General features: G+C 54.7%; 20 protein-coding genes and 1 pseudogene. 10 read left to right on the top strand and 11 right to left on the bottom strand.

Annotated features, from left to right (window positions below):
* Window positions 1-59 precede the first annotated feature (59 nt).
* Both maa and RT644_RS13955 read left to right on the top strand, forming a co-directional pair.
* A complete protein-coding gene (maa, locus tag RT644_RS13960) occupies window positions 60-626 on the top strand; it encodes a maltose O-acetyltransferase (RefSeq protein WP_313627086.1) in 567 nt (188 codons plus the stop codon).
* 100 nt (window positions 627-726) lie between these two features.
* Window positions 727-1,206 (top strand): YlaC family protein, encoded by a 480-nt coding sequence (locus RT644_RS13955; RefSeq protein ID WP_045509168.1) that lies wholly within the window; start codon window positions 727-729, stop codon window positions 1,204-1,206.
* On the opposite strand, the gene RT644_RS13950 is transcribed toward RT644_RS13955, so the two are convergent.
* Window positions 1,172-2,620, bottom strand: a complete 1,449-nt coding sequence (locus RT644_RS13950; RefSeq protein WP_313627085.1) for a PLP-dependent aminotransferase family protein — start codon at window positions 2,618-2,620, stop codon at window positions 1,172-1,174. The genes RT644_RS13955 and RT644_RS13950 overlap by 35 nt on opposite strands.
* 100 nt (window positions 2,621-2,720) lie before the next feature.
* On the opposite strand from RT644_RS13950, the gene RT644_RS13945 reads away from it, so the two are divergent.
* Window positions 2,721-3,422, top strand: coding sequence for a GNAT family protein (locus tag RT644_RS13945; protein WP_313627084.1), 702 nt, complete (start codon window positions 2,721-2,723; stop codon window positions 3,420-3,422).
* Here the strand turns inward: RT644_RS13945 and ykgO are convergent.
* Together ykgO and RT644_RS13935 are read right to left on the bottom strand one after the other, a co-directional pair.
* A complete protein-coding gene (gene ykgO / locus RT644_RS13940; protein ID WP_025263710.1) occupies window positions 3,419-3,559 on the bottom strand; it encodes a type B 50S ribosomal protein L36 in 141 nt (46 codons plus the stop codon). The two genes, RT644_RS13945 and ykgO, sit on opposite strands and share 4 nt — an antisense overlap.
* A 3-nt stretch (window positions 3,560-3,562) precedes the next feature.
* The gene (locus RT644_RS13935) at window positions 3,563-3,823 is read right to left on the bottom strand and encodes a type B 50S ribosomal protein L31 (protein WP_017459984.1); all 261 of its coding nucleotides are present in this window, start codon (window positions 3,821-3,823) and stop codon (window positions 3,563-3,565) included.
* 261 nt (window positions 3,824-4,084) lie between these two features.
* Here RT644_RS13935 and RT644_RS13930 point away from each other — a divergent pair, with 261 nt between their 5' ends.
* Genes RT644_RS13930 through RT644_RS13915 form a run of 4 tightly spaced genes read left to right on the top strand, consistent with a single transcriptional unit; the run spans window position 4,085 to window position 7,386 of the window.
* On the top strand, window positions 4,085-5,113 hold the full coding sequence (locus RT644_RS13930) for an isopenicillin N synthase family oxygenase (RefSeq protein WP_313627083.1): 1,029 nt from the start codon (window positions 4,085-4,087) through the stop codon (window positions 5,111-5,113).
* A gap of 22 nt (window positions 5,114-5,135) precedes the next feature.
* Complete coding sequence (locus RT644_RS13925) at window positions 5,136-5,942, top strand: MetQ/NlpA family ABC transporter substrate-binding protein (protein WP_045509176.1); 807 nt, start codon at window positions 5,136-5,138, stop codon at window positions 5,940-5,942.
* Window positions 5,939-6,730, top strand: coding sequence for an ATP-binding cassette domain-containing protein (locus tag RT644_RS13920; protein ID WP_313627082.1), 792 nt, complete (start codon window positions 5,939-5,941; stop codon window positions 6,728-6,730). Before RT644_RS13925 ends, RT644_RS13920 begins: the two co-directional genes overlap by 4 nt.
* On the top strand, window positions 6,727-7,386 hold the full coding sequence (locus tag RT644_RS13915; RefSeq protein WP_165501864.1) for a methionine ABC transporter permease: 660 nt from the start codon (window positions 6,727-6,729) through the stop codon (window positions 7,384-7,386). The genes RT644_RS13920 and RT644_RS13915 overlap by 4 nt, the downstream gene beginning before the upstream one ends.
* A gap of 2 nt (window positions 7,387-7,388) precedes the next feature.
* Here the strand turns inward: RT644_RS13915 and RT644_RS13910 are convergent, their stop codons facing one another.
* Window positions 7,389-8,759, bottom strand: coding sequence for a PTS transporter subunit EIIC (locus tag RT644_RS13910; protein ID WP_020456798.1), 1,371 nt, complete (start codon window positions 8,757-8,759; stop codon window positions 7,389-7,391).
* 276 nt (window positions 8,760-9,035) lie between these two features.
* Between RT644_RS13910 and RT644_RS13905 the strand changes: the two genes are divergently transcribed.
* Entirely contained in the window at window positions 9,036-10,235 is a 1,200-nt protein-coding gene (locus RT644_RS13905) for an enolase C-terminal domain-like protein (RefSeq protein WP_313627081.1), read from the top strand.
* 2 nt (window positions 10,236-10,237) lie between these two features.
* On the opposite strand, the gene RT644_RS13900 is transcribed toward RT644_RS13905, so the two are convergent.
* Window positions 10,238-10,954, bottom strand: coding sequence for a GntR family transcriptional regulator (locus RT644_RS13900; protein ID WP_045509184.1), 717 nt, complete (start codon window positions 10,952-10,954; stop codon window positions 10,238-10,240).
* 99 nt (window positions 10,955-11,053) lie between these two features.
* On the opposite strand from RT644_RS13900, the gene RT644_RS13895 reads away from it, so the two are divergent.
* Both RT644_RS13895 and RT644_RS13890 read left to right on the top strand, forming a co-directional pair.
* On the top strand, window positions 11,054-12,613 hold the full coding sequence (locus RT644_RS13895) for an EAL domain-containing protein (RefSeq protein WP_045509186.1): 1,560 nt from the start codon (window positions 11,054-11,056) through the stop codon (window positions 12,611-12,613).
* 43 nt (window positions 12,614-12,656) lie between these two features.
* Window positions 12,657-13,202 (top strand): flavin reductase family protein, encoded by a 546-nt coding sequence (locus RT644_RS13890; RefSeq protein WP_313627189.1) that lies wholly within the window; start codon window positions 12,657-12,659, stop codon window positions 13,200-13,202.
* Between the two features lie 8 nt (window positions 13,203-13,210).
* Here the strand turns inward: RT644_RS13890 and RT644_RS13885 are convergent.
* The 6 genes and pseudogenes from RT644_RS13885 to RT644_RS13860 all read right to left on the bottom strand — a co-directional run bounded on the left by RT644_RS13885 (window position 13,211) and on the right by RT644_RS13860 (window position 19,386).
* Window positions 13,211-13,563 (bottom strand): annotated as a pseudogene (locus RT644_RS13885) (DUF1428 domain-containing protein).
* Between the two features lie 60 nt (window positions 13,564-13,623).
* Window positions 13,624-16,698 carry a beta-galactosidase gene (locus tag RT644_RS13880; protein ID WP_313627079.1) on the bottom strand — a complete coding sequence of 1,025 codons (3,075 nt, stop codon included), beginning with the start codon at window positions 16,696-16,698 and terminating at the stop codon, window positions 13,624-13,626.
* Window positions 16,699-16,803: 105 nt separating this feature from the next.
* A complete protein-coding gene (locus tag RT644_RS13875; RefSeq protein WP_313627078.1) occupies window positions 16,804-17,883 on the bottom strand; it encodes a LacI family DNA-binding transcriptional regulator in 1,080 nt (359 codons plus the stop codon).
* A 256-nt stretch (window positions 17,884-18,139) separates the two neighbouring features.
* Window positions 18,140-18,358, bottom strand: coding sequence for a hypothetical protein (locus tag RT644_RS13870; RefSeq protein WP_020456790.1), 219 nt, complete (start codon window positions 18,356-18,358; stop codon window positions 18,140-18,142).
* The gene (locus RT644_RS13865) at window positions 18,355-18,606 is read right to left on the bottom strand and encodes a hypothetical protein (RefSeq protein ID WP_017459970.1); all 252 of its coding nucleotides are present in this window, start codon (window positions 18,604-18,606) and stop codon (window positions 18,355-18,357) included. The genes RT644_RS13870 and RT644_RS13865 overlap by 4 nt, the downstream gene beginning before the upstream one ends.
* 234 nt (window positions 18,607-18,840) lie before the next feature.
* Window positions 18,841-19,386 (bottom strand): GNAT family N-acetyltransferase, encoded by a 546-nt coding sequence (locus tag RT644_RS13860; protein ID WP_045509194.1) that lies wholly within the window; start codon window positions 19,384-19,386, stop codon window positions 18,841-18,843.
* Window positions 19,387-19,398 lie beyond the last annotated feature (12 nt).

Below are 19,398 nucleotides of genomic sequence, written 5' to 3'. Positions count from 1 at the left end.
CGAAGATTTTTCTACCGCAACATGGCGTTCAACCTTGGTGACAGGTGTATCCGCTCCCAATGAATGATGAAAAACAAAAAATGACAGCCGGCCTGCCCTATCGCCCGTCTGATGAAACCTTGCGTGCCGACCGTCTGCGCGCCCGGCAGTTGCTTCATCGCTATAACCATTCAGGCCCTGAGGAAAAAGGTGAACGCAAAGCCATTCTCAAAGATCTGCTTGGTAAAAGTGAAGATGCTTACATTGAACCCAGTTTCAGCTGTGACTATGGGTACAATATTTTCCTCGGTAAGTCGTTTTACGCTAATTTTGATTGCGTGATGCTCGATGTCTGCCCTATTCACATCGGCGACAATTGCATGCTGGCACCTGGCGTGCATATTTACACAGCAACGCATCCGGTTGATGCCGCTGAACGCATAAGCGGCATTGAATATGGAAAGCCCGTCACCATTGGCCATAACGTCTGGATTGGCGGGCGAGCGGTGATTAATCCTGGCGTCACAATCGGGGATAACGCCGTGATTGCTTCCGGTGCGGTTGTGGTCAAAGATGTACCACCCAATGTGATCGTCGGCGGTAACCCGGCGCAGATCATCAAAACACTGCCCCCCGCCGCGCTGTAACTGTTATCGTTTTTTGTGCTGAAACTGTTACTTTTTTCATACATGGTGGCAACTTAAAATAGGCTGTCCACCTGCAAAACAGTATCAACAAAGGCGTAAGATGACAGAGATACAGCGGCTGCTCACCGAAACGATTGAAGAGATAAATCAGCGCGAGAAACGGGATAACCGGCCGCGCTTCAGTATCAGTTTTATCCGCAAACATCCTGGCTTGTTTATCGGCATGTATCTGGCCTGGCTGGCTACGCTCGCCGTGATGCTGCAGTCCGAAACCCTCTCCGGTTCGGTATGGTTGCTGGTTGTGCTGTTCATCGTGCTAAACGGCTTTTTCTTTTTCGATGTATATCCGCGCTACAACTACGACGATATCGATGTTCTCGATTTTCGCGTCTGTTACAACGGCGAGTGGTACAACACCCGCTTTGTACCTGATGGTTTGATTGAGGCCATTCTTCACTCGCCGAGTGTGGATGAGGAACACAAAGCGCAGCTACGGAAAATGGTTGAGCGTAAAGGCGAACTCTCTTTTTACGATGTTTTCACTCTTACCCGCCCTGCTGGCGCACAATCAGCCGGTTAAGCGCACTTACCGCCGCCGGAAACCGCGCGGCGGAGGTATTACCGTAACCCAATACCAGCCCACTTGATGCCGCGTTTTGCTTAAGCCAGAAACGGCTTAACGCATGCGGCGCAAGCTGGAGTTGATGCGCTTCGCGAACAAGAGCCTGATCGTCAATCCCCGGAATCGACAACGCTAAATGCAGCCCACCGCCGCCACCATATACATAATGATCAACCCGCATTTCGCTGTGTAACGCCTCCAGCAAATGTGCCTGCCGCTTGCGGTAAAGACGCCGCATCGCCGCCAGATGGCGCGTGTAATGTCCCTCTTCAATAAAACGCGCCAGCGTTAGTTGCTCTGCCCGGTGGCCGCCGCGTAATAAACTACCAATAACCGGCGCAGCAATCTGCGCCAGGGCGGGCGGCATGACCATAAAGCCAATACGCAGCGATGGAAACAGCGTCTTGCTGAATGTCCCGATATAGACCACCGGCGGATGAGCCACCATGCCGAGCATCGCGGGAATAGGCTCGCCCGGATAACGGAACTCGCTGTCATAATCGTCCTCGATAATCCAGCTCCCCGCACGACGGGCATAATCCAGCAACGCCAGTCGCCGGGTTGCACTCATCACCTGGCCTAAGGGATATTGATGCGACGGCGAGGTGTAAATAATGCGCGGCGTAGTTGCCTTCACATCCAGCCGCATACCTTCGCTATCGACGCCGATTCCCGTGACATTTAACCCCGCCGATAAAAACGCGGTTTTTGCACCGCCATAACCTGGCTCTTCCACCCACGCTTCATCACCGGCATCGCACAACAAACGCACACACAACATCAGTGCTTCCTGCGCACCTTCAGTGATCACAATCTGTTCGGCGTCACAATGAATACCGCGGGAAATCGCCAGATGGCGCGCAATCGCCGCGCGCAGACGCAGTTCACCGGCAGACGCGCCATAATTCAGCAACGTGTTGCCCTCGTCGCGCCATACTCGCTCCGTCAGACGCCGCCAGATAGCCAGCGGAAAATAGTTGGCGGCGGGAATGCCGGGAGTGAATGCCAGCGCGGGTGAATTACGCTGAACACCGCCGGGTAGCTGTTGTACGCCGCGCGCCAGCCTGACCGGTGGCGGCGTCTGCGGTGAACGTTCAACACTTGTCAGTGTAGCGACACGCGTTCCTTGCCGGTCACGCAATACATATCCTTCCACCGCCAGCTGCTCAAGCGCCGTGTTAACGGTATTGCGCGAAAGCACCAACGCGTGCGCCAGCACGCGCGACCCCGGCAACAGGCTGCCCGATTTTAACCTGCCATTACGTATCGCATCACGCAGCGCCAGATAAAGCGTCCGCTGCCGCGTCACTCCCGCGCGCGCCGCCAGCGGCTGGCGCAGTAGCGCATATAACTCATCGTCCGGAATGTTCATTTCACGCTCTCAATCGTGGCCCCATAAGACTATAGCGGTATGGCTCTTTTTAGGGAACCAGTACCACGTTACGCTGGCGGCATATCAAAAGGAGCCACAAATGAACGCATTCAACGTGTATCAACAGCCGATCGGTGCAGCGCTGCCGGGCTGGCAGCCGCGACCTTTCCCCGAGCGCGTAGTGCTGAAAGGCGATTATTGTCGTCTCGAACCCTTGCAACCAGGACACGCCGCCGCGCTGTTTCAGGCGCATCAACGTGCAGGCGACAACCGTAGCTGGACATGGTTGTTGCGCGAACCCGAGCAGGATGAAGCCGCATTTAGCGCGTGGGTCACCAGCGTATGCGACCTTCGCGATCCGCTGCATTTTGCCGTTATCGATAAGTCAACCGGTTTGCCGGTTGGCAGCTTATCGTTGATGCGCATTGATGAAAAAAACGGCGTGGTGGAAGTGGGCAGCGTGCATTTTTCGCCCCTGCTAAGCCGTACCCCGGCATCGACAGAAGCCCAATGGTTACTGATGCGCTACATTTTCGACACGCTTGGCTATCGCCGCTATGAGTGGAAATGCAACAGTCTGAATGAACCTTCACGCCAGGCCGCGCTGCGCTTAGGTTTTCAGTTTGAAGGCCGCTTTCGTCAGGCACTGGTGAGTAAAGGCTATAACCGCGACACAGACTGGTTTTCAATTATTGATAGTGAATGGCCTGCCGTGAATAGCGCGCTGCAACGCTGGCTTGCCGCCGATAATTTCACGGCTGACGGCAAGCAGCGTTATTCCCTGGCATCGCTTCGCGCTTAGCGTCTTTTCTTTTTACCCTGCACGGCTTTGAAGCGCGGGTTAGATTTGCAAATCACATACAAACGCCCCTTGCGCTTAACGATTTGGCAGTCAGGGTGGCGTTGCTTCGCGCTACGTAGTGAATTCAGCACCTGCATCATTTACTCCTTTTTATCGGCAAAAAAGCGGCCATAACGCTGCTGGAAACGCGCCGCGCTGCCTTCGTTAGCAATCACTTTCTGTTTACCGGTGTAATACGGGTGCGAAGCGGAAGAGACGTCAATCGTGACGTACGGATACGTCACGCCTTCCAGTTCAATTTCGCGGTCCGTTTTAATGGTCGAACCCACTTTGAAATACTCATTGGCGCTGGTGTCGTGAAACACAACGGTACGGTAATGGGGGTGGATATCAGGTCTCATTATTCACTCTTTTGTTTTGTTATAACATAACAAAAGTCTATCGAACTTATTTGCCCATTTCAAGCATTCCGCGTTATGCGTTTTTTGCAAAAGCACATGATCCTGCCCGGTCATAAATTAGAAAAGAACGTTATTGGTTGAAGTGTTTGTCATAAGGCAAGCTGTGACGACACCCAAAATGTGAGGAAAAGAAAATGCGCTGTTGTTGCCGCCGAACCCTGAGCCAGAACCGACATCTTTTTAACGTCCCCGGAGACCACAATGACCGCGACAACACTGCCTATTCTCGATCTCGCCCGCTATACGCAACGCGCTGAGCGCGACACCTTTCTTGCCGACCTGCGCCATGCCGCGCGCGATATCGGCTTCTTTTACCTTATTAACCACGGCGTCGATGACGCGCTGCAGCAGACTGTCCAGCACGAAGCCCGGCAATTTTTCGCGCTTTCTGATGCGCAAAAACAGCAAGTGGCGATGATCCACTCTCCGCATTTTCGCGGCTACAACCGCGCAGCATCAGAAATCACCCGCGGGCAGCCTGACTGGCGCGAACAGTTTGATATCGGCGCGGAACGCCCGGCTTTGCAGCTCAATGAAAATGACCCGCGCTGGCGACGGTTACAAGGCCCAAACTTGTGGCCGACGGCGCAGCCGACGCTAAAACCCGCCCTACTTAACTGGCAACAGGCAATGACCAACATGGCGATCACCTTGCTGCGCGCCTTTGCCGAAGCACTGCACCTGCCAGCCAACGCCTTTGATGCGTTGTATGGCAGCAAGCCCAACGAACACATCAAACTGATCCGCTATCCCGGCCAGCAAAACACGCAGAGCTCACAGGGCGTCGGCGCGCATAAAGATTCGGGTTTCCTCAGTTTCCTGCTGCAGGACGAGCAAAAAGGGTTGCAGGTCGAAATCGAACCCGGCCGCTGGATCGATGCGTTACCGCTGCCAGGCAGCTTTGTGGTCAATATTGGCGAGTTGCTGGAGCTGGCGACAAACGGTTATCTGCGCGCCACCGTGCATCGCGTGGTATCGCCCCCGGCCGGCCAGCAGCGCCTCTCTATCGCCTTCTTCCTCGGCGCGCAACTGGATGCCGTCGTCCCGCTTTACACACTGCCGCCTGAGCTGGCACAGGAAGCGCGCGGGCCAGAGAGCGACCCACAAAATCCGCTACTGCGCGACGTGGGATGGAACTACCTGAAAGGGCGTCTGCGCTCCCACCCGGATGTGGCGGAACGCTATTACCGCGATGTGCTGCGCGAACGCACAGAACAACTGATCGTCTAATAACAACACAGGAACACACATCATGAAACATGCCGCATTCACTCTGGCAGGGGTTGCACTGTCTCTTTCACTGGCCTGGTCTTCCGCCCAGGCTGCCGCTCTGCGCGTTGCTGCCGATCCGGTACCACACGCGGAAATCCTTAACTACATCAAAAAGATCGACCCCAAACTGGATCTGCAAGTTGTCGAGCTAACCAGTGGTGCTAACGCCAACGAACTGCTGGCGAACGGCGACGTCGATGCGAACTATTTCCAGCATGTTCCTTACCTGAAGGATCAGGAAAAAGCGCTGGGCAAAACCTTTGCGGTTGCCGCGACGGTACATATCGAACCTCTGGGTATTTACTCGCACAAATATAAAGATTTCAAATCGCTGCCCAATAACGCCACCGTAGCCGTACCGAACAACGCCACCAACCTGAGTCGCGCGCTGTTTCTGCTGCAAGCGCAGGGATTAATAAAACTCAACAGTAAGTTCACCGACCCGGCAACTACGCTGGCAACGCCGAAAGATATTGCCGAAAACCCAAAACATCTGAAGATCCTTGAGATCGAATCGCCGCAGATCCCACGCTCGCTGGATGATGTCGATCTGGCGGTGATAAACGGTAACTACGCGCTGGAAGCCGGGTTAACCCCGGCGAAAGATGCGCTCGGCCTGGAAAGCGCGAGCCACAACCCGTATGCCAATATTCTGGTTACCAACCCGCAGTTGGCTAACGATCCGCGCATCAAAGAGCTGGCGAAAGATCTCACCTCGCCGCAGGTGGCGGAGTTTATCCGTAAGCAATATAACGGCTCGGTGATCCCGGTCGCACCGCAGTCATGATAGAGATTGAAGGGCTGAGCAAAACCTATGCCGGAACAGGCCGACCGGCGCTGAAAGAGGTCTCGCTGAGCGTACCGAAGGGGGCGATTTACGGCATCCTTGGGCGCAGTGGCGCAGGCAAAAGCACGCTAATTCGCTGTCTTAACTTGCTGGAGCGGCCCACGGCGGGCCGCATTATTATCAACGGCAACGACATCACGCAGTTAGACAAAGCGGCATTACGCGAGCATCGCCTGCGCACCGGCATGATTTTCCAGCACTTCAATTTACTGCATGCGCGCACAGTGGCCGACAATATTGCCGTGCCGCTCGAAATCGCTGGCGTCGCAAAAGCGCAGCGCCAGGCGCGCGTCGAAGAGCTGCTCTGGCTGGTCGGCTTGAGTGAAAAAGCCGATGCCTTTCCCTCGCAGCTTTCCGGTGGGCAAAAACAGCGTGTCGGTATCGCCCGCGCGCTGGCGACAAGGCCAGACGTGCTGCTGTGTGATGAAGCCACCAGCGCGTTAGATCCCCAAACCACCGCGTCTGTGCTTGAGCTGCTGGCAGATATCAACCAGAAACTGAAGCTCACCATAGTGCTGATCACCCACGAGCTGGAAGTGGTGAAAACCCTGTGCGATCACGCCGCGCTGCTGGAGAACGGCGAGCTTATCGAGAGCGGAAAAATCGCCGATTTGCTGGTCGCGCCGTGGTCAAAACTGCGCCAGGCGCTACTGCACGATCCAAGAGCCGAACAGGCGTTTTTAGCCCGCCATGGTTTTAACGGGAGGCCGTTATGCGTGGTCGCATGAGCTGGGACGATCTCTGGCCGCTGCTGCTTAACGGCACGCTGGAGACGATTTATATGGTTGGGCTGGCGGCATTTTTCACCGTACTGATCGGTTTGCCCGTCGGCGTGCTGTTATTTGTCTCCCGCGGTAACGGGCTGGCACCAATGCCAAAACTGAATGCCTTGCTGGGTGCGGTGATTAACTTTGGCCGCTCACTGCCTTTTATTGTGCTGCTGATTGCGCTCATCCCTTTTACCCGCGCGCTGATTGGTACCACGCTTGGCAGCACGGCGGCCGTGGTGCCGGTGACCATCGGCGCATTTCCCTTCTTCGCACGGTTAACGGAAAACGCGCTCGATGAAGTGGATTACGGGCGTATTGAAGCCATTCTTTCGATGGGCGGTAATCTGTGGCATGTGATTGCCAAAGCGCTGCTGCCGGAGGCGTTACCCACCCTGCTGGCAAGTATCACGCTTACTATTGTTATGCTGATTGGTTTCTCGTCGATGGCTGGCGTAATTGGCGGCGGCGGTCTTGGCGATTTGGCGATTCGTTACGGCTATCAGCGGTTTAACGATCAGGTCATGGTCGGCACAGTGGTGATTCTGGTGGCGCTGGTGCAAGGGGTACAAATGGCGGGAGACAGGCTGGTGCGCCGCCTGGCGCACCGACGATAAGGTTACTCTTGCGCCTCTTTACCCACGAGCAAGGTGGTCAGCACAAACGACAGGACAAGCGCGATGATCACACCTGAAACCGCAAAGACAAAGTACGGGCCAATATAGGCCGGCAGGCTGAAAATGCTCGACAAAATATAGCCATACAGCCGCACGCCGAAGAAGGCGATGAACGCAGAGGCCAGCGAGCTTGCGACGGTGGCGGCGATAAAGGCTTTTTTGTAGCGCGTCAGTACGCCAAACAGCGCCGGTTCCGTGATCCCGAGCAGCGCGGAGATAGCCGCCGACAGCGTAACGGTTTTGTCCTGGCGGTTTTTACTCAGCCGCCAGATAGCAAACGTCGCCCCGGCAATCGCCATGTTTGCCATAAACATCATCGGCATCAGCATGTCGTAGCCGCGCTCGCTAAAGTTCTGTAAGGCAATCGGCGTCATCGCGTGATGCATCCCGGTGAGGATCGCCACCGGGCGAATCGCGCCGACAATCAGCCCGGCAAAACTCGCCGACACGCCAAACAGCCCTTCAATAAACCACGCCAGCGCTTTGCCCAGGTAAATACCAATCGGGCCAATCACCACCAGCGCCGCCAGCGCGCCGAGAAACAGCGTCAATGTTGGGGTAAAAACGGTTTTCAACACATCGGGCATGATGCTATCGACCCAGCGATGAATGTAACTTAACGCGAGGATCGAGAAGATAACCGGGATGACGCTGGCCGAGTAGTTAAACACCGACACCGGCAGCGCATTAAGCAACCAGAACGCGCTGACCGCGCCATCCTGATGTGTTGCCAGCGCTTTTGCCGCCTCAATCAGCGACGGATACATCAGGCAAGCGGCAATCGCCGCTGCGAGATATTCATTGGTCTTGAATATTTTTGCCGCCGAAACCGCAAGGAAAAACGGCAGGAAATAGAAAACACCGCTGGCGATAAGATCGATAACCATCACCGTATCGCTTTTCGCCGATACCACTTTTAGCGCAATCAACCCGGCCAGCAGACCTTTAATCATCCCGGCACCAGCAATGGCGGGCACAATCGGCCCAAACACGCCAGATACCGTATCCATAAACATCGACACCAGGCTTTTGCGCGCTTTCCCCTGCCCTGCCGCGTGTTCTGGTGCCTTACCCAGCATGGCCAGTAGTTGCTCGTACCAGCTATTCACTTTTGGACCAATCACAATCTGGAACTGGTCACTTTGCAGCTGTGCGCCCAGCACGCCCGGCAGTTTTTTAATTTCGTTCTGATCCACTTTGTCATCGTCGATCAGATCAAAACGTAAGCGTGTCATGCAGTGCCAGACGTTGTTGATATTATCCCGTCCGCCCACCAGGCGAATAATATTGCCAATGGCTTCTTGCGTCCCCATAAAAACTCCTGCCGGATGTGTTGTCGTTTTACTCATTGCCTCAAATAGTAGAGAAAGCAAAATTTTAAAACAAACCAATAAAATATGAATCGCATCACAATTACCAATCAACAAGCCATAAAAACGCAACAAACCTTAAATTGGTTTGGTTTTTAATTAAAAAAGGAAGAAATAACTGACCAAAAAATTTATTCCACAAAACAGTTTACCTTTCGCCAAAATTAGGGCGAAGATAATAGCCCTCACTCGCTTATCTCACGTTGTAAAGGAGTTCCCGTGACGCCCACGCTTATCCAGAATATCGAATGTTTTATCACCCGGCCCGACCGCCACAACCTGGTGGTAGTGCGGGTGACAACCGATAAAGGCATCTCGGGGCACGGTTGTGCCACTTTCCAGCAACGCCCACTGGCGGTGAAAACGCTGGTCGATGAATATCTGAAACCCTTGCTGATAGGCCGTGATGCCAACAACATTGAAGATCTCTGGCAAATGATGAACGTTAACGCCTACTGGCGTAACGGCCCGATCATGAACAACGCCATCTCCGGCGTTGATATGGCGCTGTGGGATATCAAAGGTCAGTTGGCGGGCATGCCGCTGTACCAGTTGCTCGGCGGGAAATCACGGGATGCTATCGCCGCCTACAGCCATGCCAGTGGCGAAACGCTGGAAGAATTATTCACCGCCGTCGACAAGCTGGCGGCTCAGGGCTATCGCCACATTCGCTGCCAGCTCGGTTTTTACGGCGGCACGCCCGCGCAACTGCATACGCCGGAAAATCCCACAACCGGCGCCTATTTTGATCAGCAGGAGTACATGGCCAACATCGTGGCGATGTTTAAAGCGTTGCGGGAAAAATATGGTTATCGCTTGCAGATCCTGCACGATGTTCACGAGCGCTTATTCCCGCAACAAGCGGTGCAGTTAGCAAAGCAGCTTGAACCGTATCAGCCTTATTTTATTGAAGATATTCTGCCGCCAGCGCAAAGCGCATGGCTGGATCAAGTGCGCCAGCACAGCAGTGCGCCGCTGGCGATGGGCGAGTTGTTTAACAACCCGGCAGAGTGGCACGAGTTGATTGTCAATCGCCGCATCGATTTCATCCGCTGCCACATTTCGCAGATTGGCGGCATCACACCGGCATTAAAACTGGCGATTCTGTGCCAGGCATTCGGTGTACGACTGGCCTGGCACGGGCCGGGAGATATGACGCCCATTGGTGTGGCGGTGAATACGCATTTGAATATTCATCTGCATAATGCGGCGATCCAGGAGTATATCCCCCGCTCCGCCAGCACAGACGCGGTGTTTCCTGGCGCGCCGGAAGTCAAAGATGGCTTCGTCTATGCGCCGGAAAAACCAGGCATTGGCGTCAGTTTCGACGAGCAGCAAGCGCTGGCGCACCCTGGCATCTATCGCCCGCATGAGTGGACACAAAGCCGCCTTGCCGATGGCGCCATCCACACGCCGTAACGTCAGCCACCGCCCTGGCGGAAGGTGAGGTTTTCGCGGTTATGCGGAATGACATACGTACAGGTGTAGTTGATATCAATAATGTCGCTGATCTCATACACCTGCCCGCCTTCCAGGATACCGCGGTTACTAATATGCATTGCCGGGCTGCCCTTTTTACAGCCCAACAGCACCGCCTGTTCGCGGCTCACGCTCACCGCCCGGTAGGTGGTCAGGAGATGTGAGATCCGGTAGCCTTTGCCCAGCACATACTGCTGGATCGAACGTTCAATGACCTGCTGGTTGAGATCGGCAAACCCTTCCACCGGCATGCGGGAAATCTCAATCTGTACCGCTTGTTCGTCGACAAACCGCAGGCGGCAAAATTGCCAGATAAAGCTCTCTTCGTTCAGGCCAAAGATTTGCTGTTCATCGCGGTCCGGGCGCTTTTTATGCAGGCTAATCATGCGAAAACGAATCTGATCAAAACGCTTTTCGGTGATGGAGTTGTAAACCAGCGGATTGCTGCGCGCCTGCTCGTTAATCCAGATGCCGGAACCCTGCACAATATTCACCACACCAATACTCGCGAGTTTTTCCAGCGCCTGTCGGATAGTAAAGCGCGAGACGCCATACTCCTGAGCCAGTTGGCGTTCAGGCGGGAGTTTGCGCGGGCCAGGCGCGCTGATTTGATAAATTTTGCTTAGCAAATCCTGGGTCACAAACTCTTTTTTCTTCATCCTTTCTTTCCTGAAAGAAAACAATCGCTGCCGCGTGTTATAACATCAGCGGCTAAAAGATACTCCTCGTTTATCAGTATCAAAGAAGGATTTTTGATCATGACCAACCGACGACTGATGAGTCTTGCGACAGTTGCTCTGGTGCTCGCCATTTTCCTGCCGGTGAGCCTGAGTATCTGGATGAGTCACCGCCAGGCTGAAGAAAACTTTATGAATGATCTGGACGCGTACTCTACGCTGGCAGAAATGCGTACCCAACGCGTCATCAACCAGAGTAAAGCCGCGCTTCGTGAGCTGGATGCCTACGATGGCGCGCCCTGTACGCCAGAACATTTGTTGACGATGCGGCGTATTTCTTATTCATGGCGCTATGTGCGCGAAGTTCTTTATATGAACGGGCTGCAACCGATCTGCTCATCACTACAAGCCGACAGCCATATTCCGCCTTTTCCCGAGCCCGGGAAGATCACCACCGATGGCTTTCGCGCCTGGCTGACTCGCCACAACGATCTGGGTCTGGCGAAATATATGGTCGCGATCGGCAGTGCGCACTATGTGGTGATGGTCGATCCGACGTCGTTTATTGATATTTTGTCGCATGGCACCGCCCCCGTTTATATCGCGCTTATCAATACCAAAACGCACCAGCGCATTGCCGGAAGCCCCCGGCTGACTGCGGCCAGGCTGGCACAAATAAACCAGCAGGGTCCAACGCGCATCATTACCAATGGCGAGGTCTACCGGATCGAGCGCGATGCGGACATGGGGCTGGCAATTGTTACCTGGATGGCGATTGCGCCGCTGGAAAAAAACTGGCATCGGTTACTGATGATTTGGTTGCCACTCGGTTTGCTGGTAAGCCTGCTGCTCGCTTTTGTCATGTTAAGGCTGCTGCGCCGTTTGCATTCACCGCGCGCGCAGTTGCAGGACGCCATTCACGGACGCGAAATTACCGTTTTTTTTCAACCGATTGTTGAGCTCGATAACGGCAAGATAGTCGGCGCGGAGGCGCTGGCACGCTGGCGGCAGAAAGATGGCAGTTACCTTGCGCCAGATATTTTTATTCCGCTGGCGGTGCACAGCGGTCTGATGCCGCAGTTGACCAAACTGGTGGTCGAAACCGTATTTTCCACTCTCGGATCCTGGCTGCACCAACACCCGGATCAACATATTTCGATTAACCTTGAGCCGGCGGATCTGCTTGATCCCACACTGCCGGATCTGCTGGCGCGTCTCATCGCCCAGTGGCAGCTCTCGCCAACACAAATCGCCCTTGAGCTCACCGAACGCGGTTTCGCCGATCCGGCGGTGAGCGGCCCGGCAATCAGTGCGCTGCGCGCCGCCGGACACGCAATTTACATTGATGACTTTGGCACCGGCTATTGCAGCCTGAGCTATCTGCAAAATCTGGATGTCGACATCATCAAAATCGACAAATCGTTTGTCGATGCGCTGGAGTACAAAGCCGTAACGCCGCACATCATCGATATGGCGAAAGCGCTCAGGCTGGCGATGGTGGCGGAAGGCATTGAAACCGAAGGCCAGCTTCAGTGGCTAAAGAAGTATGGCGTGGAGTACGGCCAGGGCTGGCTCTACAGCAAAGCGCTGCCGCCTGACGCGTTTATTCAGTGGGCGGAAAACAACCTGCGCGCCGCCTAGTTTTGCTACTGTTAAAAGTGGTTTAACACGCGGAGGAAGCATGATGAAAAAGCAATCCTGGCCGCTGCATGATGTCCGGCACTGGCTGGAACCCGGCCCGGTGGTACTGCTCAGCAGCCACTGGCAAGGGCAAAACAATATTATGACCCTGGGCTGGCACACGATTCTGGAGTTTACGCCGTCGCTGGTGGGCTGCATGATTTCAGCGGGAAACGCCAGTTTTGCGCGCATTCGCCAGAGCGGTGAATGTGTGATTAATCTGCCGGAAGCCAGCATGATTGATACCGTTTCACGCATCGGTAACTGCACCGGCGATGACGTCGACAAGTTCGCGAAATTTGGCCTGACGGCAGAAAAAAGCGACAAGGTCAGCGCACCGTCGATAAAAGAGTGTTTCGGGCAGTTCGAGTGCCGGCTCTACGATGACGCGATGGTGGATAACTACAACTTCTTTGTTTTTGAAGTGGTTGCCGCACGGGTTACCCCCCAGCCGGAGTGGCCGCAAACCCTGCATTATGTCGGTGGGGGAGTATTCCGTACTGATGGCGACGTGCTGGAGCGCAAGGCGCTGTTTACCAAAGTTTCCTGAGCGGCCACTTATTCGTCAAGAATGGGAACGAAGCCCCGTAAATCAAACGCTTGCCGTCAAAGGGCATCTCGTTGCCCAGCTCGCGCATTCGCGGGTCAGCCATGATTTTCTGATTCGCGGCGTCGCGTATCTCTTTTGATGGATATTCAATCCAGCTGAAGACGACCTCTTCGTTGTCTTCAGCTTTCACGGCCATGCGAAAGTCGGTGAAATTACCGTCGGGAACATCGTCCGCCCAGCATTCGACAATCCGCGTGGCGCCATACGCTTTAAACAACGCGACAGATTTTGCTGCCAACTGGCGGTAGGCCTCTTTTTGATCGGCCGGCACGGCAACCACAAAACCATCAACATACTTCATGAGTTGATCTCCGAAGTGGCCGTGCGGCAGGACACCCCCGCCGCATCAGGCCCGATAAGTTTAGTCTTGCCGCCAGCAAAAGGCGTAGCGCACCTTGTCCGTGTTGAGAATAAACTCTGCCGACACGCTTGGGCTCCAGGAGTCATCGCCGCCGACTCCCATATGGAACGCATCAACATGCAGCCAGCAACCAGCCTCTTCACGCAGCAGATGATGATGTGTGGTTTCGCGCAGTTGCTTATCGCTGTAGCGCCCCAGCGAGAAGTGGAAATCGCCGTCCAGCCGATGCGCGCCATAGCGCAACATGCGCGTATCGCAACGTAGGCCATTCTCGCCGGGGAAAATATAGGGCGTATGCAGCGCAGCAAGCGGTAATGTCCACAAACCCTGGCGCGCCGCCAGTTTACGGTCGGGGTAGTTTTCATGCGGCCCTAACCCTAACCAGCTTGCCTGCGAATGGAGTTCTGCGAGCTGGCAAACCAGACCGACACGCGCCGGTGGCGGAATATGGGTTGCCACCTGTACCTCCACGTCACCGTGCAATACACCGTGGCTATCAATGCGCCAGCGCTTATAGCTGATAAACACCGTTTTTCCCGCGCCCACCCAGCAATGTCCCGTATGAATAACAACGTCTGCTGCCCCCTCTTCCGCCTCGCAATAGAGCAACTGCGCGTGCAGGTCATACATGCCAGCCGCTTTCCAGCGCTCTACCCAGGCGTTGGGATCAATGCGCGTCACTTCGCTGATGCCGATATCGTTGTCCAGCGGCGCACGGGCAAAGCAGTCCGTGAGCGGCGTTAACAGCGTCGGTTGCTCATCGCGCCACCACTGCACCAGGTTGCCGCTTTGGCGACTGAACTGCCAGCGCTGATGACCTGCGCTGACTGTGTAATCCAGCTCGCTCGTCTGCAACGCCGGACGCGTACCTTTAACCTCACGCGGTGCACTATACAGCGGGGCAGGTAAACGCCACTGATCCCACGCGCAAAGGTGTTCCGCCGCCGACCAGCGCGTTGCCGCCCGCTGGTAAACCTCGACATTCAGCCATACATCTCCCGGGGCCGCATGCAGTTCAGGGAGCGTGAGCGCAATTTTCTGTTTTCCTTGCGGCGCGATATCGAGTGCCGTTTCTCCCTGTGCCAGAACCTCGCCATCACGCTCCACGCGCCAGCGCAGGGACTCGTTATCGGCAGCGCGGAACAGGTATTCGCTCTCCACCTCAATAACCAGCGGCTGGGTACTCAGCACGCTGAACTGGAAAAATTGCTGGGCGCGCTGCGCTTCATACAGCGCCGGATGCGGTGTTCTGTCCGGGAAAACCAGCCCATTCATACAGAACTGTCGGTCATTTGGCGTATCGCCAAAGTCACCGCCATACGCCCAGAACGGTTGTCCGTTCTCGTCCTTTTTCGTTAGCGCCTGGTCGACCCAGTCCCAGACAAAACCGCCCTGCAAGCGCGGCGCGGCGCGAAAGGCCTGCCAGTATTTGGCAAAGCCGCCGAAGCTGTTGCCCATCGCGTGGGCGTATTCACATAAAATCAGCGGGCGGTTTTCATCCGGCAAACCGATCCACTTTTTGATTGACCACTTCGGCACCGCCGGAAATGGCTGATCCTGGTCAACGCGCGCATACATTGGGCAAACAATATCGGTCGCGGCGGTGTTCGCCCCGCCACCTTCATACTGCACCGGGCGCGTCGGATCGGTGGTTTTCAGCCAGCGATAGAGCGCATCGTGGTTCGCGCCATGCCCAGACTCATTTCCCAGCGACCAGATGATGATCGATGGATGGTTACGATCGCGTTGCACCATGCGGGTTACGCGTTCGCTCATCGCCGGAAGCCAGAGCGGATCGTCAGCGAGACGGCTCATCGGCACCATACCGTGGGTTTCGATATTGGCTTCATCCACCACATATAAACCGTATTCATCGCACAGCTGATACCACAACGGATGATTGGGATAGTGAGAGCAGCGCACCGCATTAAAGTTATGCTGTTTCATTAGCGCAATGTCGCGACGCATGGTGGCTTCATCTATCGCCTGCCCGTTTTCCGGGTGGTGCTCGTGGCGGTTAACGCCACGGATCAGCAACGGTTTTCCATTAAGTTTCAGCAAGCCGTTGCTGATCTCAACCTGGCGGAACCCGACATTACAGGCTTCCACTTCCAGTACATTTCCCCGTGCGTCGAGCAGTGTTAGCGTCAGGCGATAAAGGTGCGGCGTTTCGGCGCTCCACAACAATGGAGAAGCCACCGGCAGCGTGACGCTCAGGCGCTCTGCCCAGCATCCGCGCTCATCAACCACTGCGCTGCCCGGTGTTTGTTGCGCTTCGGCGATTTTTTCTTCCCCTCGCCATAACGCAAAAGCGACGCGGCAATCGGTAAAATCGCCTGCAAGCTGGGCATAAACCTGCAACTGCCCGTGAGTCAGTTCCGCATTTAACTGCGTAACGTGGTGAAAGTCGGCAATGTGCGTGACGGGCTTACGCTGTAGAGAAACGTCACGGAAAATGCCGCTCATCCGCCACATATCCTGATCTTCCAGGTAACTGCCATCGCACCAGCGCAGCACCATCACCGCCAGCCGGTTCTCTCCGACCTTCAGTGCCTGACTTAAATCAAACTCAGCAGGCAGGCGGCTGTCCTGTGAGTAGCCGATCCATTGCCCGTTACACCACAGATAAAAAGCCGAGTTCACCCCGTCAAAAACAATACGGGTTTGCCCGTGCGCCAGTTCTGATTCGCTCACCTCGAATGTGAGCGAGTAACAACCGGTCGGATTTTGTCGTGGTACAAACGGAGGATTTACCGGGATCGGGTAAGTGACATTGGTATAAATCGGCGTATCGAAACCCTGCATTTGCCAGTTTGAAGGGACTGGCATTGCCACCGCATCAGCGCAATCTTCCTCGATCCACCCTGCCGGCACCGCTTCTGGCGCAGCGAAAAAACTGAATTTCCATTGACCGTTGAGTAAGCGGCGGGCGGGCGATGGCGCGTTATCACGCGCAGAGACTTCATCGCGCCAACTGCGCATCGGCGCATGCGCGGCTAAACGGTGCCAGTGCGTGAGGACCGGGTTCTCCCAGTCGCGGCGGGAGAGAAGCGAATTTAACGCGAAAGCAGACATAAAAACCTCATTTTGCGAAGCGCTCACAATTAACGGCACGATGACGCATTTTTCACCACAGGTAAAGCCGGTAGCAGGATCAAAGCGAAGGGGATCACAAAAGTGTTAACGGCGATCCAGCATCGCAATCTGCTGCGCCAGTTCGTTTAAGCGTCTGGCAAGGGTTTCACCACTCAGTTTCTGTTGCTGGGCTGGCGCGGTGGAGTGGCGTTCGATGAGCATCACCGGCAGCCGCGTTTGACCTGTGACATCGCCCTGAGCTGACGGGCTGAGTAGCCAGTCGACGCTTCGCTCCCCGGCCTCTTTAAATGCCTGACGGATAGTGGTGAGCGGAGGGGAAAACCAGGCGCTATCGGCGGTATCGTCATAACCCACCACCGAGATTTGCGCCGGCACATCAATTCCTTTCTCGACGCAGGCGCGAATAACGCCAAGCGCCATTTGATCATTTGCCACCAGCACCGCGTCGGGTAACTGGTTGCCCGCAAGCAAACTGTGCGCTTTTTCATAACCGGAAGCCGCGCTCCAGTCACCGTGCGCGCTGGCACAAGGCGTAAGCCCTGCCTGCTGGAGCGCCGTCAGCCAGCCAGCAAAGCGGGTGCGCGCGGAAACCGAAGTCTGCGGCCCGCCGAGTAACGCAATCTGACGGTGCCCCTGCGCCAGCAGATGTTCTACGCCAAGCCGCGCGCCTTGCATGGCGTCAAACACCAGGCTATTCACCGCGGCCGTCTCGCCAACATCCAGAAACAGCACAGGCGTGGGTGCCGCCTGCGCCGCGAGTTGCTGCGCCAGCGCATCATCAAGCGGCACGTTGATCAACACGCCTTCAACGCGCTGCGCCAGCAGTTCCTGTAAGGCAGCCGAGCAGCTGGCTGCATCGTGCTGCTCCAGCATAGAGATGATCACGCTGGCCGCGGCCTGGCCGGCGCGGGATTTTACCGCCGACGCGATTTGCGATGGCGCATGCAAAGCCAGATCGGTCGTCAACAAACCGAGCGTTTTTGTGCGTTTACCTGCCAGTTGCTGAGCACCGCGATTGGGGATGTAATGCAGTTTCGCCATTGCAGCGAGCACTTTCTCGCGCGTCCTTGGCGAGACATGTGCCGCATCGTTAATCACGCGCGAAACGGTCTGGTAAGAGACGCCCGCATGGCTGGCGACATCATAAAGAGTGATGGTTTTCATAGCGCTTCCCGGCTGCAAACAGTTTTCCAGTATACCCGGTTTGCAGGTCAGTGCCTGTGAGCGCTTCGGAGAAAATACCAGACGGGGCTAAATACAGTTGAAGGATATTGTGCGGGAAAAGAAATAGCGACGAGCCACAAAAGGCTCGTCGGAAACATCATCCGTAATGTGCATTTGAGATGGTTACGTATTTTTATTATGAAACCACCATCACATTTTTTAATGCAATTAAAATGACAGTTTCATGACAAATAAATTACTGCTGACGCGGGATCGGGAAGCCTTTTATCGAAATAATAAAGCTGTGCCCTTCTTTTTTAATTTTCGCTCCGGCGTCGCACCAGTCTGATGCGATGCGAAAAAACTCATCACTTCCGATATTCCAGTCCAGACGAACTTGTTTAACAAAACCTGAGCGCAGCAGCTCACAGGCTTCGCCATAGTTGCTGGCGGTTGATAGGAGTTGTTGGTTCATTTTTTCTTCTTCAGAAGTTTACGTAACGCTTTAATTTCTTTAGGAGTTAACGGAGTAGAACTCTCTTCTTCGGTATGCTGGTTATCAATGTCGTCTTCCGATACTCCCGCCTCTTCCGCAGCCTGAAAAGCCAGCAGCAACAGTTTTTCTGTCGCGGTACCGAGATTTTCACTATTTACTTCTGCGTAATGACGAAGTTTCTCTTTTAGCGCTTCATCAATTTTGACGTTTAATACAGCACTGGCCATGATTATCCCTTCTTGTGTGAATAAACATGCTAATTAATACACGAACTTATGGAACTGATCCAGAAATATATTTCAGAATTATAACAACTTAAAAAAACCCTAGATTAATCTGCCTAAGAATTATGACAAAAACATTAAATTAATATGTCATTTAAATGACAAATAAACCTGCGTAAATAAATATATCGACAATGAAATTTAAATAACCTGTCAGCCTCCTGCGGCTGACAGGTTTCAGCGGTGAAAATTATTCCATTCATCGCGCGTTATCTCCCAAAGCTCGGTGTCCAGTTCTCCGGAGACGTATTGCCCTTTCTCGCAGCGAACCAGCCGCATTCCGCTACGTTCAGAAATCTTTTTCGAACGCGCATTCGCCACGGCTTTCGGTGCGCGCAGCACATCACGATCGAGCACATTGAACCAGTAATCATTCACCGCATGGCAAGCTTCCGTCATATAGCCCTGCCCTTGCCACTCCGGTGCCAGCCAGAAACCCCGGTTATTATCTGGCGTATTCATTAAGCAAATAACCCCCATCAACTCTGTCGGGTCTGCTTTGCGACGCAGCGTCCAAAACCAGCCTTCCCCTGCGCGGTTTGCCGCCAGCGCAACATTATCTACATAATGCTGCGCGGCACCTTCCGGGTAGGGCCAGGGCACACTGGCTATCAGGTAGCGTACGATTTCCCAGCGCGGGAAAATACGCTGAATTTGTGTGGCATCTTCCGATGCCAGCGGCTTGAGAAGAAGTCTTGCGGTTTCGAGCTCGGGTGTTGCCATTGACCATCACTC

The sequence above is a fragment of the Kosakonia sp. genome, assembly GCF_032104925.1.
GTDB lineage: Bacteria > Pseudomonadota > Gammaproteobacteria > Enterobacterales > Enterobacteriaceae > Kosakonia.
The sequence above is the reverse complement of the archived record's forward strand: the minus strand, read 5'-3'. Positions and strand labels throughout refer to the sequence as shown.